Origin of the sequence: Myxococcus sp. RHSTA-1-4, assembly GCF_020037125.1 — a bacterium.
Classification (GTDB): Bacteria; Myxococcota; Myxococcia; order Myxococcales; family Myxococcaceae; genus Myxococcus.
The window spans coordinates 104,663-117,404 of the sequence record NZ_JAIQDG010000031.1; the positions used below are offsets into that span (position 1 = coordinate 104,663).

14 protein-coding genes are annotated in these 12,742 nt (G+C 68.9%); 8 read left to right on the forward strand and 6 right to left on the reverse strand.

Annotated features, from left to right (window positions below; all coding sequences use genetic code 11):
- Window positions 1-131: 131 nt before the first annotated feature.
- Window positions 132-1,145 (reverse strand): ABC transporter ATP-binding protein, encoded by a 1,014-nt coding sequence (locus K8638_RS33825; RefSeq protein ID WP_223758819.1) that lies wholly within the window; start codon window positions 1,143-1,145, stop codon window positions 132-134.
- Window positions 1,146-1,524: 379 nt separating this feature from the next.
- Between K8638_RS33825 and K8638_RS33830 the strand changes: the two genes are divergently transcribed.
- From K8638_RS33830 to K8638_RS33845, 4 genes are all read left to right on the forward strand, one after another.
- Window positions 1,525-1,992, forward strand: coding sequence for an ester cyclase (locus tag K8638_RS33830; protein WP_223758820.1), 468 nt, complete (start codon window positions 1,525-1,527; stop codon window positions 1,990-1,992).
- Between the two features lie 90 nt (window positions 1,993-2,082).
- Window positions 2,083-2,877: an ABC transporter ATP-binding protein gene (locus tag K8638_RS33835; protein ID WP_223758821.1), complete on the forward strand. Its 795-nt coding sequence runs from the start codon at window positions 2,083-2,085 to the stop codon at window positions 2,875-2,877.
- Between the two features lie 90 nt (window positions 2,878-2,967).
- Complete coding sequence (locus K8638_RS33840) at window positions 2,968-3,480, forward strand: carboxymuconolactone decarboxylase family protein (protein ID WP_223758822.1); 513 nt, start codon at window positions 2,968-2,970, stop codon at window positions 3,478-3,480.
- A 50-nt stretch (window positions 3,481-3,530) separates the two neighbouring features.
- Window positions 3,531-4,097, forward strand: a complete 567-nt coding sequence (locus K8638_RS33845; protein WP_223758823.1) for an RNA polymerase sigma factor — start codon at window positions 3,531-3,533, stop codon at window positions 4,095-4,097.
- 4 nt (window positions 4,098-4,101) lie between these two features.
- Here the strand turns inward: K8638_RS33845 and K8638_RS33850 are convergent, their stop codons facing one another.
- On the reverse strand, window positions 4,102-4,653 hold the full coding sequence (locus K8638_RS33850) for a carboxymuconolactone decarboxylase family protein (protein ID WP_223758824.1): 552 nt from the start codon (window positions 4,651-4,653) through the stop codon (window positions 4,102-4,104).
- An 86-nt stretch (window positions 4,654-4,739) separates the two neighbouring features.
- On the opposite strand from K8638_RS33850, the gene K8638_RS33855 reads away from it, so the two are divergent.
- Window positions 4,740-5,069 carry a helix-turn-helix domain-containing protein gene (locus K8638_RS33855; RefSeq protein ID WP_223758825.1) on the forward strand — a complete coding sequence of 110 codons (330 nt, stop codon included), beginning with the start codon at window positions 4,740-4,742 and terminating at the stop codon, window positions 5,067-5,069.
- A 1,056-nt stretch (window positions 5,070-6,125) separates the two neighbouring features.
- Here K8638_RS33855 and K8638_RS33860 read toward each other — a convergent pair.
- Together K8638_RS33860 and K8638_RS33865 are read right to left on the reverse strand one after the other, a co-directional pair.
- On the reverse strand, window positions 6,126-6,866 hold the full coding sequence (locus tag K8638_RS33860; protein ID WP_223758826.1) for a hypothetical protein: 741 nt from the start codon (window positions 6,864-6,866) through the stop codon (window positions 6,126-6,128).
- 65 nt (window positions 6,867-6,931) lie between these two features.
- Complete coding sequence (locus K8638_RS33865) at window positions 6,932-8,248, reverse strand: AAA family ATPase (protein ID WP_223758827.1); 1,317 nt, start codon at window positions 8,246-8,248, stop codon at window positions 6,932-6,934.
- A 159-nt stretch (window positions 8,249-8,407) separates the two neighbouring features.
- Between K8638_RS33865 and K8638_RS33870 the strand changes: the two genes are divergently transcribed.
- Both K8638_RS33870 and K8638_RS33875 read left to right on the forward strand, forming a co-directional pair.
- A complete protein-coding gene (locus K8638_RS33870) occupies window positions 8,408-9,109 on the forward strand; it encodes an alpha/beta fold hydrolase (RefSeq protein ID WP_223758828.1) in 702 nt (233 codons plus the stop codon).
- A gap of 52 nt (window positions 9,110-9,161) precedes the next feature.
- Window positions 9,162-9,512: a DUF3088 domain-containing protein gene (locus tag K8638_RS33875; RefSeq protein ID WP_223758829.1), complete on the forward strand. Its 351-nt coding sequence runs from the start codon at window positions 9,162-9,164 to the stop codon at window positions 9,510-9,512.
- A 23-nt stretch (window positions 9,513-9,535) separates the two neighbouring features.
- Here the strand turns inward: K8638_RS33875 and K8638_RS33880 are convergent, their stop codons facing one another.
- Together K8638_RS33880 and K8638_RS33885 are read right to left on the reverse strand one after the other, a co-directional pair.
- Window positions 9,536-10,054, reverse strand: coding sequence for a GNAT family N-acetyltransferase (locus K8638_RS33880; protein ID WP_223758830.1), 519 nt, complete (start codon window positions 10,052-10,054; stop codon window positions 9,536-9,538).
- Window positions 10,051-11,844 carry an arginine--tRNA ligase gene (locus K8638_RS33885; protein WP_223758831.1) on the reverse strand — a complete coding sequence of 598 codons (1,794 nt, stop codon included), beginning with the start codon at window positions 11,842-11,844 and terminating at the stop codon, window positions 10,051-10,053. Before K8638_RS33885 ends, K8638_RS33880 begins: the two co-directional genes overlap by 4 nt.
- A gap of 371 nt (window positions 11,845-12,215) precedes the next feature.
- On the opposite strand from K8638_RS33885, the gene K8638_RS33890 reads away from it, so the two are divergent.
- Entirely contained in the window at window positions 12,216-12,689 is a 474-nt protein-coding gene (locus K8638_RS33890) for a hypothetical protein (RefSeq protein WP_223758832.1), read from the forward strand.
- Window positions 12,690-12,742 lie beyond the last annotated feature (53 nt).

Genomic DNA, 12,742 nt, shown 5'->3' on the forward strand with positions numbered 1-12,742 from the left:
CTGGCGGTGGTGTTCACCGATGAGCTCGCCACGAGTGTGGTGCCCGCCGGCGTCTTCGCGGCCATGCTCGTGCTGCTCGCCCAGCCCGTGGGGGTGCTGCTGTCGGCGCTCGCGGCCCGCCGCGGCGAGGCTCACAGCGCCCGGCCCGACGCCGCATCGAACCGCCTCAGCCGGGATGCGTCGTAGCTCAGCCACACGGGCGCGCCGGTGGAGGCGTGGAAGTCACCGGCCGCCCGCGCCACCATGCGCTCTCCGGCTACCTCCACCGTCACCCAGCTCTCCGCGCCCATCGGCTCCACGAGGTACACGTGGCCCTCCAGCGCTCCGGCCGGTGCGGCGCCCCGTCCCACGTGCAGGTGCTCGGGACGCAGGCCGAGCACCACGTCCTCCCCCGGCTGCCCCAGCGTCCGCGGCTTCACCAGGTTGATGCGCGGCGAGCCGAAGAAGCCCGCGACGAACAGGTTCGCGGGCGCGTCGTACAGCTCGCGCGGCGGCGCCACCTGCTGCACCTCGCCCTGGCTCATCACCACCACCCGGTCCGACAGCGTCATCGCCTCGGCCTGGTCGTGGGTGACGTAGATGAACGTGGCCTTGAGCTGCTCGTGCAGCTTCTTGATTTCGCCGCGCATCTGCGTGCGCAGCGCCGCGTCCAGGTTCGACAACGGCTCGTCGAACAGGAACACCTTCGGCCTGCGCACCAGCGCGCGTCCCAGCGCCACGCGCTGCCGCTGGCCGCCCGACAGCTCCTTCGGCCGCCGCGACAGCAGGGCCTCCAGCCCCAGCATCGAGGCCACCTCGCGCACGCGGGCGTCGATGTCCGCGCGCCCCAGGCCGGCCACCTCCAGCGGGAAGGCCAGGTTCCTGGCCACGTTCATGTGCGGGTAGAGCGCGTAGCTCTGGAACACCATGGCGACGTCGCGCTCGCGCGGTGACATGCCGTTCACCACCGCGCCGTTGATGCGCAACGTGCCGCCGGACAGCTCCTCCAGCCCGGCGATGAGGTTCAGCGTCGTGGACTTGCCGCAGCCGGACGGGCCCACCAGCGACACGAACTCGCCATCCGCGATGTGCAGCGTGACGTCCTTCACCGCGGCCACTCCGCCCCGGTACACCTTGCGCACACCCTCCAGGGACACCGTCGCCACGGGGCTAGGCCTCCCCGGGGCCCGAGCCCCGGGCCCGCCGCGCGTCACACCGTCTCGAAGTGTCGTCCGTCCTCCGCATGGCCCGGGAGCATCGCGCCCACCCCGCCGCCCACGGCAAGCACTCCGTCACGCCGCCGTGCACCCGCGGACAGGAGACGGCCTTGCACCGGCCTGCCATCCGAGCGCGGTGCCGTGGCTCGGAAGGCAGGCTGGCCGGCTCGCGGAGGCCCTGCGCTCTTGCAGGGCAGGGAGCGCATCCCGAACTCACGAGAGGGGGACCCACCACTTCCGGAATGCGGCGTCGACGTGTGCAGCAGCGCGGCCGGCCCTTCGGCCCTCCGCCGTCCTGCTGCGCGCACCGCTTCGGAGGAGGATAGCCATGGCAACCCTCGACAACACGGACGTCGTCCGGGAGTTCTACCGGGCCTTCAACGAGAAGGACCTCGATGCCGTCCGCGCGACGATGCACCCGGACGCCCTCATGGAGAGCATCCCCTTCGAGACGACGGAGAAGCTCATCGACCACTGCGTGAGCTTCGCGCGCGCATTCCCGGACGGAAAGGTGGAAATCACCCAGCTGGTGGCGCAGGGAGACAACGTCGTCGCCGAGTTCATCGGCCGGGCCACGCACCGGGGCCCCCTGCCGGGCCCGGGTGACCTGGAGATTCCGCCCACGAACCGGCACCTCGAGATGCGCTTCGTCGAGGTCTTCCAGCTCCGCGACGGCAGGATTTCCATGATGCGCCAGTACTTCGACACCCTGGCCCTCATGACCCAGCTCGGCATCGGCGCCCAGCTCATGCCCGCCCAGGCGCCGGAGGCGCCTGGTCCCGAGGCCCTTCACTGACGGATGAGACGGGCAGGCAGGCGGCCACCGGCGAGAGGCGGCGTCTTCTGTGAGCGGAGGGAGGGGCGCACGCACTATGGTGGCGGCGCGATGAGCGACACGAGCGACACGCCGGCGGGCACGCCGGCCATCGAGGTCCGGGACGTCTACAAGTCCTTCGGCGACCAGCCGGCCCTGCGAGGCGTGAGCCTCGTGGTGCCCGAGGGCACCACCACCGTCCTGATGGGCGTGTCCGGCTCCGGCAAGTCGGTGCTGATGAAGCACATCATGGGCCTGCTGAAGCCGGACCGGGGCACGGTGCGGGTGGAAGGCCAGGACGTGGCGAAGATGGACGAGCGGGCGCTGGACCAGATGCGCCGCAAGCAGGGCATCCTCTTCCAGGCCAACGCGCTCTTCGACTCGCTCAACGTCTACGACAACGTGGCGTTCCCCCTGCGCGAGCGCACGAAGATGTCCGAGGCGGAAATCAAGGAGGCGGTGGAGAAGACGCTGGCCAAGGTGGGGCTGTCCCACGCGGCCACGCGCTTCCCGGGCGAGCTGTCCGGCGGCATGCAGAAGCGCGTGGGCTTCGCGCGCGCCACCATCCTCCAGCCGAAAATCCTCCTCTATGACGACCCCACGGCCGGTCTGGACCCGCTCACCACCGCCGCCGTCAACGAAATCATCTTCACCGGCAAGCAGCAGCTCGGCGCCACCTCGCTGGTGATTACACCGGACGTGGCCTCCGCCTTCGGCATGGCGGACCAGCTCGCGCTCATGCACGAGGGACAAATCGTCGAGGCCGGCCCGCCCGACACATTCCGCGAGTCCCAGCACCCGCAGGTGAAGGCCTTCCTCAAGAACTGGCTCCAGCGCCGCGCGAAGCACCAGGCGGCGCAGGGCTGAAATCGGCGGAAAATGCGCCGGCTGTAACGCCGGGAGGGGCTCGGGACCTCTCCATGGGAAGCCGCGCTCCCGCGGCTCGACGGAGCCACCATGTCCCGACTGCACCTCGTTGATACCGCCACCGCGTCCCCCGAGCAGCGCGCCGCCCTCCAGGGCGTCCAGGAGCGCCTCGGCGCCGTGCCGCCCCCGGTGCGCGCGCTGGCCAATGCCCCCGTGGCGATGAAGGCCTTCTTCGGCCTGCATGGGATTCTCGAAGGAGGGCAGCTCTCCAGGCGCCTGCGGGAGCAGCTCGCGCTCGCGGTCAGCAAGGCGCAAGACTGCGGGTATTGCGTGGCGCACCACCACGAGCTCGGCCGGGCCGCGGGGCTGTCCTCCCAGGAGCTGGAGCTGTCCCTGGACGCGCGGGCGCCGGATGCACGTACCGAGGCCCTGCTCCGGTTCGCCGTCCAGCTCGCCGCCCGCCGTGGCGCCGTGACGGATGAGGAGCTGGCGGCGGTCCGCGCGGAGGACTGGAGTGATGGCGAGTTGGTGGAGGTGCTCGCCGCCGTGGTGGCCACCACCTTCGGCAACTACCTCAACCGATTCGTCCAGGCAGGACACTGAGCCTTCCGGCGTGACACCCGGTGCGCCGGGCGTGCTACGGAAGGAGGACCATGAACACGGCGCAGGGCACGAGCGGCGGTATGACGCGGGAGGGCTTCCTCGCGTGGGTGACCACGCTCGTCCATGCGCACCGCGCGCACCTGCTCGCCACGGCCCGGCGCCGCGGCCTGGAGGCGGAGGACGCGCTGGACTGTGTCCAGGAGGCCTTCTTCACGTTCCTCCGGCTGCCGGACGCGGACCTGCTGGCGGCGCGCACGGAAGAGGCCGGGCGTCTGCTGACGACGCTGGTCGTCCACACGGCGCTGAACCACCGGCGCAAGGTGGCGCGGCGTGCCCCGGAGCCCGAGGACACGCTGAGCGAACTGGCCGCGGACCTGCCCTCCGCGGACGAGCTGGTGGCCCGGGCGGAGACACGCGCGGAGCTGGTGCGGTGCGTGGAGCGGCTCTCGCGCATGCAGCAGGCCGTGGTGCGCCTGCGGCTGCTCGATGAATGCCCCGGGGAAGAGGTCTCCGAGCTGCTGGGACTGTCCCCGGAGAACGTGCGCATCCACCTCTTCCGGGCCCGGCGGCAACTGCGGGAGTGCCTGGAGCTGTCCGCCGCCGTGGACCGGGCCTGAGCCCTCAAGGCGAGGGGAAGCGCGCCGCGAAGGACTCCAGCGGGAGCCGCAGCGCGTTCGTGAGGTACGAGATGGTGTGGTAGTAGCCCGCCAGCGCGAGCAGCTCCAGGAGCTGGGGCGCGGTCCACTCCTTCGCCAGCTCCGCCCAGAGCGCGTCCGACACGGTGGCGCTCGCGTGCAGCTCGTCACAGAGGCGCAGCAGCAACTTCTCGCGCGGGCTGAAGGGTGTGGCCTCCACGTCATCCGAGCACAGGCCGCGCACCTCCTCGGGCGTCAGGCGCACCTTCTCGCCGAAGAAGGCCACGTGGACGCCCCACTCGTACTCGGAGCCGCAGCGCCAGCAGGTGCGGTCGATGACCAGCTCCCGCTCGCGCAGGCTGATGCTGCCCTTGTCCAGCAGCCCGCCCGCCATCATCTTGCCCATGACGCGCTCGTTCACCGCCAGCGAGCGGAAGAGCAGGAGCGGCGGAACCCCCGCCGGCATGAGGCGCGCGAGCGCCGCGGTGAAGGACTCGGAGTACGGCGGCTCCGCGGGTGGGATACGGGCTCCGGTCATGTCTCGCCTCCCTGGCTTCGTGGTGCTACGTATTCCGTAGCACACAGCTCTTAACGCTACGCTTTCCGTAGCGCAAGGGAGACACCATGGCACGCACACCCCGCCCCGGCACCGCCGTCCGAGGCTCCCGCACCGGCCGGCCCATCATGGCGCTGCTGGACCTGCTGGGCCGGCGCTGGCTGCTGCGCATCGTCTGGGAGCTGCGGAGCGGCCCGCTGACGTTCCGAGCCCTGCGGGAGGCCTGCGGCGACCTGAGCCCCACGGTCCTCAACACACGGCTCAAGGAGCTGCGCGACAGCGGCCTGGTGGCGCTCGACGGGGCGGAGGGCTACGCACTCACGCCGCTCGGGCAGGAGCTGCTGGAGCGCTTCCTGCCGCTCGTCGATTGGGCGGAGCGATGGGCGCGCAGGGGCTAAAGCTCCGTGGAGCAACGGCAAGGCGCGTTGGATGAAGCTCGGCACATGCACTCCACGTCGCCCCAATCCGTTTTGTAGCCCTTCCATGCAGCGAAGGCGCTCTTGAGTTGCTGCGTGGGTAGAGAGTGAACGTCGCCCAGATGCTTCAGGAGAAACGGATGTTCAAGGAATGTGTGCTCGCGGGGCTTGTGGTCGTGTGCTCCGGATGCGCCCGACCCACGGCGACATGGAAGGGGACGGTCGACTGGCCGGAGGACGAGACAGACCCATCGGTCAAAGCCGTCACGGCTCCCATGGAGGCCGGTGCCGCGCTCGCGGCGGCGGGGGCCATCCGCGAGTTGGTACGGACCAACACCGACCCGGGGCTGTTCTGGGGTTGCTCCAGCCCCGAGCAGGGCCTGGATGTGGCCGTCTTCACCGGCCCGACGCAGGGGCTCTATTACGTCGTGGTGGAGCAACGCTTCCATCGATGTGGCGGCCCCAGCGGGCGAGTTCTCGACTGGCGCCATGTATATGCCGTGACTCCGCAGGGCGAAGTCGTGGCCGAAGCCCCTCCGCCCCAATCAAGTCCTGCCCCGTCAGCGCCGGCCCCGTCTCCTGCCCATCCTCACCCAAGCACTGGAAGCAAAGCGCCTGCCGCACCTGTGCCGTCGGCGCCCGTGCCTTCTCCCACATCTTCCGAGCTGGTGCCGGACTCAGTCAGGACGCGGATGAGTCCTGCCGCGGAGCCCCCGGCCGTGCAGTAGCCGGAACCGTACCTCGGGCATGTTCGGAGTGTCCCGCGCCTGAGGACATGCGAGGCCCCAGCCCCGTCGTCCAGGCCACGAATTCCCGCCAGGCCGGCCCCCCGAGCGCCCGTGGCCGGAACGGAATGTCCATTCCGCGTGGGCTGCCAGCTCCGCACTGCTCAAGGGCCCAGCCTGCCCGGCATGGCAGCCTCCCGGATGACCCTGCCCGGAATGGAGCCTCCGTTCCGCATGACCTGCCAGGTCCTCGCCAGTCGAGGGCCTTCGCCACCTCGCCCCCGGAGGCCCCGTCGATGCCCCCATGGCGCACTCACCAGGTCAATGCTTCTGGAGCCTTCGCGAAGAGCAGCGTCAGCTCCGGCATGGACGCGTGCTGGCGCTTCATCTCGAACCAGACCGTGGGGTGCTGACGCGCACGGATGTCCTCGGCGAGCCTGTCGAGATGTGCCCGAGGCAGACCTTCCGCCTTGTCCCGGACGTAGCCCTTCAGATGGGCGAGGTAATCCAGGTAGGCCGAGCGCCGGGCCTGCGGCAGCCAGTCCCGGATGTTCAGTTGGAGTACGCGTATCGTGTAGTCGGCGCGTGCATGCTCCACCGGCCCGAGCTTCGCCCGTGGGGTGAACCAGAAGGTATCCGTCAGGTCTAACGATAGGTACTCGGTCGGGTCTTCGACTCGTGGGTCGATGAATACAGCCTTGCCTGAAATGGGAGGTACGACGGGGGCGTTCCGTGCCCGCGCCACGCTCGTCAGGACACCCGTCCCTTCAGCGAAGACGGCAAAATGGTTATTCTTGGGTCCATTGCAGGGCCCGCACGCGTAGAGGTAGTTCGTCCATGCGAAGACCAGCTCGGGATAGAGCGTCTTGGGACGGATGTGCTCCACCTCGTCGGCGGCGGAGTCCTCGCAGTACGCACAACGGCGCGCACCGGAGTTCATCATCGACAGCGTCGCCTTGACGCTATCGAAGGTCCTGTTGCCCTTCTTGTTCAACGCCGCGAACCGGTCCTTCGCGCGGGCCACACGTGCCGTGTAATCGGGCTGGGCGTCCACATCCCGCTGATAGTCAGCGAGGCTGGCGAGAGCATCTCCTGGCAGTGGGACGTCTGGGAGCCGGATCACTTCTCCGTGACCTCCACGCTGGGAGACGGAAGCGCGCTAGCCGCGGTCGGGAGCCGCGCACGTAGCGCCTGCTGCTCCGCGCGCTCCTCTTCGGCCAGTCCTTCCGCGAGCTCCTTCTGATTGAGGATGGCGAGCCGTTCGAGTTGCTCCAGCGCCTCGGGCGAGCGGGTAGGTACCTCTCCAAAGGCGCCGGTGCTGTAGGCATCCAGGACGTTGCCGTAGAGTAGCCGGTCACGTGCGACGCCAGTGACCATGCCGCCTCGCTCCTCGCTTCCGGGACGTGGCAGCCGGAAGATGCTGCCCACCGTCGCGGCCTGACAGATGAGCGGGCTGTGGGTCGTCACGATGAACTGGAGATGAGGGAAGTGCTTGCGGAACCAGTGGCCGACCCGGCGCTGCCAGGTGGGGTGCAGGTGTGCGTCGACTTCATCGATGAGGACAATACCGGGGGCCTGAACCGTTGTTGGATCGTCAAGAGCGAAGATGTATTCAGCGCCGTACGTCCTCACGAGCTGGCGGATCAACTCGAAGGTCATGCTCAGGATGGAGCGGTAGCCGTCGCTCAGGTTCTCGACCGGTACGTCACAGCCGTTGCCGTCGATGAAGCGCACACCACTCGAGGAAATGGACTCCAGTCGGGCTTCGTGAGGAAGAAAGTCCGGCTGGTTGATGAACTGCTTGAGAGCATCGAGCAGTTCCCCCTCCTTGCTCCCCCCCTCTAGCTTCTTGAACTGGAGCAGTTTGAGCCACTCCAGGCACTCCGTCAGTGCGACGGACTCTCCGAAGACCGACAGGTGCCGTGCCAGCTTGGGGTTGGAATAGAAGAGCTTCTCCTGGTCCTTGTCGCCTCCCGTGAACCGGCGAAAGGGGCCATACGAAGCGCAGAACCAACCGTAACCATCTCCCCATACGTTGCGGCCGGGGTCGGGGTTGAGCGGCATGCTGGACAGGTTTACCTGGTCGGCGTGAGTGCTGGAACGATCCAGCTTCAGCCCGGCCTGAAGGTCGACGTTCTTGGGCTTCTGTCCGCCTCTCGAGAAGCGGTCCCAAGCATCGTCCCAATCCAGCGTGAGGTGAATCGAGCCGGACTGCGCTCCCCAGCGCAGCCACTCGTTCCAGTCCTGACGCAGGGCAATTGCCTCGTTCGCCCCCACCAAGGCGAGGGCGATGGCCCGAAGGACCGAACTCTTGCCAGCGCCGTTGTCCCCGATGATGACGTGCCACCCCGCCAAAGAGGAAGCCGAGGAAGGCGGTTCCCACTCGAGCGCGTCAATCGAACGGATGTTCGTGAGGACGACTTTCTTCAGGTACATGCCACACAGCACGCCCGAAACATGATGGAGGGTCAACCGCTTCGTCGGTGAACCGTGCGGTGGCTCCGCCATCCCATGCCGAGGGTAAAGACCCGAGGCCCCCAAGCTACCGTGTGTGCTGAGGCCAAGGCGAGGGTCTCAGACGGCTAGACTCCCCCCATGCGCCGGACTCCTGCCCTCCTCCTCTCCCTCGCCCTGCTCCCCGCCTGCGCTGGTGTTCACCCGCCTCCCGCCACCGACAAGGGGAAGCTCGACTGCCGCTTCTCCCGCGAGCCCGCAGTGGTCTTCATCCCGGGCGCGTCCCGGGGCGCCGCGGACTGGAGCGCCGTGCGCGACGCGCTGAGCCCCGAGGTGAAGACGTGTGCCTGGGAGCCGCCCCGCTCCGGACCTCGCACCGCCGGGAGTGATGCACGGCTCCTGCTCTCCGCCCTCCAGGGCCGGGCGGAGCGCTGGGTGCTCGTGGGCCACTCCTACGGAGGGCTCGTGGTGCGCGTGGCCGCGGACGCCGCGCCCGACCGGCTGGCCGGCGCGGTGTTCGTCGACTCCGTACACGAGGACCTGTTCGACCCGGCGCAGGCCGTTCCCGTCTCGGACAAGCAGCACATCGACTGGATACCGAGCTTCCAGGAAGCCACGAGCGCGGGGCTGCCAGGTGGCATCCCCGTGCTGGCGCTCGCCGCGGATTACGGCGGCAAGCTGAGCGAGGCCGACCTCGCATCCCACCGCAAGCTCGTCGCGAACGGAGCTCCCGGCGAGGTCGTGGTCGTCGAGCGAAGCAGCCACCACATCCCACGAGACCGCCCGGACGCCATCGCCGAGGCGGTGCGGCGGCTGCTCACCCTGCCCGCGTCCCGTCGCTGACTCACAACCCGCGTCCTGGCACTCTACCCGCCGAAAGGTCCGGTGCCGCCCCATGCCTTCCGACGTCCTGTTCCTGCTCGCCCCCGACTTCGAGGACCCTGCGTACCCCGGCGTGCGCTTCTACTGCGAGCACTGCGCGCAGGTGGAAGGAGTGCTGGGCTACTACCCCCAGGCCGCGCGCGCGTTGGACGTGCGGCGCATCCCCTTCCCGCGCCCTCGCGCCGCCGTGGTGGAGCTGGTGGGCGAGGAGAACCAGTGGCTGCCCCTGCTGGTGCTCGGCGACGGCTCGAACGACCACGGCTGCGCGACGGGCACCCACGAGGGCCGCCGGTTCATCCGCGGCAAGGACGGCATCGCCCGCTGGCTGTCCGCGCGCTTCGGTGTCGCCGTTCCGCACCCCTGACCGGAGCCAGGGGTGCCTGCCTCTCATCGCGACATGTACACGCGGCTCGGCACGCCTTCGTAGTCGATGACGCGGTCGAGCCGCATGCCGAGCCGCTCGGCCACGCGGATGGAGGGCATGTTCACCTCGTTGATGATGGCCACCACGGGAACTTCCGGAACATGCTCCCCTGCCAGTGACAGGGCCACGCGCGCCACCTCCGTCGCGTACCCCGAGCCCCACGCCTCGGGAGCGAGCCGGTAGGCCAGGTTCAGCACCGGCTGCCCTTCGAGCTCCCTGTGCCGGACGCCACCGAAGCCGATGACGGTGCCGGGCGCATCGAGCCGCTCCACCGCCCAGTACCCCACGCCGCGCTGCCGCCAGTCGCCCAGCCACAAATCCAGCCGGACGCGCGCCGCGTCGCGGGAGGGCATCGGGCCCACGGGGTTGTACCGGTTCGTCTCCGGGTCCGCGTGGATGGTGAAGATGGGCTCCAGGTCCGTGTCACGGATGGCACGGAGCAGGAGCCGCTCGGTCTTCTGCCAGGCGAAGGCTTGCGTCATGTCGCGGCGGCCTGTTCTTCTTCCTCGGGCGCCTCCATGACCTCGGGGGCCTGGATGCCCAGGATGCCGAACGCGGCGCGCAGCACCTGCTTGAGCGCGGCGACCATGGCCAGGCGGCCCTGCGTCTTCTCCGTGTCGGCGCTGATGATGGGGTCCGACTTGTAGCGCGTGTAGTAGCTGTGGAAGTCGGAGATGAGCTCCTGGCAGAAGTAGAGCACGTGGTGTGGCTCCAGGTTGGCCGCGGCGGACTGCACCACGTCGGGCAGCCGGCTCATCTTCTGGAGCATCACCTTCTCTTCCGGCAGCACCAGCCGCGCGAGCTGCGCGTCCGTCACGCGGTCCACGCCCACGAAGGGCTGCCCCTTCTCCTCGGCCTTGCGCAGGATGGCGGCGCACCGGGCGTGGCCGTACTGGAAGTAGAACACCGGGTTGGTGCTCTTCTGCTCGCGCACGGCGTCCAGGTCGAAGTCGAACTGCGCGTTGGCCGTCTTCATCAGGAAGAGGAAGCGGCACGCGTCGGCGCCGGCCTCCTCGATGAGGTCCGCCAGCTCGAACACCGTGCCCTTGCGCTTGCTGACCTTGACCTCCTCACCGCCGCGGGTGATGCGGACAATCTGCACCAGCACGAACTTCAGCTTCTTGATGTCGAAGCCCAGCAGGTGCATGCCGGCCTCGATGCGAGGCACGTGGCCCGCGTGGTCGGCGCCGAACACGTCAATCATCAGGTCGAAGCCGCGGTCGAACTTCTCCTTGTGGTACGCGAGGTCCGCCGTCAGGTACACGGGCGTGCCGTCATGCCGCAGGATGATGCGGTCCTCGTCATCCTTGAGCTGCGTGGTCATCAGGAACGTGCCGCCGCGCTGCCGGTCGGAGTACTGCGCGGCCTTGGAGTCCTCGCTCCGGACCTTCGCGTCCTTGCGGCGGGCCTCGGTGGCCTCGTAGGTGGCGCCGCGCTCGCGGTACACGTCCACGATGGAGCGCACCTTGTTGCTCGCGTGCAGGGACGCCTCGCTGAAGAACACGTCGTGCCGGATGCCGGCCATCTCCAGGGTGGCCCGGATGGCCTTGAGGTTCTCCCGGATGCCCACCGCCATGGCCTCGGGCAGCCACTCCGACTCGGGCGCGGTGAGGTAGCGCTCCCCGACCTCCTCCCGCCACGTCTTGGCGATGTCGATGACGTACGCCGCGGGGTACTCGCCCTCGACGAGCTCGACCTGCTGGCCGAAGAGCTGGCGGTAGCGCTTGTGGACGGTGCGGCCCAGCGTCTCCACCTGCTTGCCGTAGTCGTTGATGTAGAACTCGCGCGTCACGTCGTGGCCGGCGGCGTCCAGGAGGCGCGCGAGGGCGTCACCCATGAACGCGCCGCGCGCGTGGCCGATGTGGACCGGGCCGGTGGGGTTGGCGGAGACGAACTCGACCTGCACGCGCTTGCCGGAGGACTTCGCGGGCTGGCGGCCGAAGGACTCACCGGCGCGCAGCACGTCCCGGGCGACCGTCTGGAAGACGGTGTCCTTGAGGCGGAAGTTGAGGAAGCCGGGGCCGGCGCGCTCCACCTTGGTGACGATGCCGTCCTTGTCGACGAGGTTGGCGATGATGGCATCGGCGATGTCGCCCGGCTTCTTGCCGGCGGCCTTGGACATGACCATGGCGACGTTGCAGCTCCAGTCGCCGTGCTCGGGGTTCTTCGGCACCTCGATGGCGTAGCCCGGCACCTGCTCGAACGAGAGCACTCCCTTGGACTTCAGCGCCGACAGCGTCTCATCGACGACGGCGCGCACCTTCTGTCGCATTTGACGATTCTCCCAACCGGACCTTGGTCCCGTCCCTGTAGAGCGAACCCCCAGGCGAGGCAAGGGACTCGTGAGGGGGACTGTCTGCCGGAAGGACGGATGTCGCATGAACGCGATTCCTGACCGAACCGGGCGACACTCCGTCAGCGTCTCTGGCTCTCCAGCATCATCGGCTCGGCTCGTTACAGGGTGAGCCACCTTGGGTGGGGGGCCTCGCTCCAGGCGCGGTGCGCGGGGCGCTGGCGCCGTACGTGCTGTACCGGAGTGCCAGAGGGGTCGAGGACCTGCATCGGCGCGTGTCGCGGCGTGCACCCACCTCGGAAATGAAGGAGGCTGCCACCTCGGGCGCACCACCAGTCACGGGAGGCCCCATGACCCTCGACGACATCGAACGCGAGCTCCCCTGGGGGCTCCACGACGCCAGCCTCGTCCGGATGGAGGTCGACTGGCAGCACAGACAGTTGACGCTGGATGTGCGGGTCAAGATGGACGAGCACCAGGAGTCGGACCAGCTCGCTCGAATCAAGCTCTTCGGGCTCCGCTACTTCACGATGACTCCGCCCACTGCCACCGGGCCGAACAGCGAGCCCTCGGGTGAGCGGTTTCCCTGGATTGACTCGGGCCCCGGCCACGCACGTCCTGAGGCAGCGGCTTCCCATCCCCCAACGCCGGAGGGCCACTTCGTCCACTACATCTACTTCCACCAGGGTGGAGAGGATCTCCACGTCTGTGCGCGGGAGGCGGAGCTGACCTGGCTCGAACAGCAGCCGGTGCGCGCTCTCGCCGGACCCCGAGCCCTGTTCCCCGGAGAGGAGATTCCGGACCTGAAGCAAGGGAGCCGCTGACGCCCCCCATTGGCCCCGTTTCGCCCCCTGGCGGTGGCCGCACGGAAGCCCCG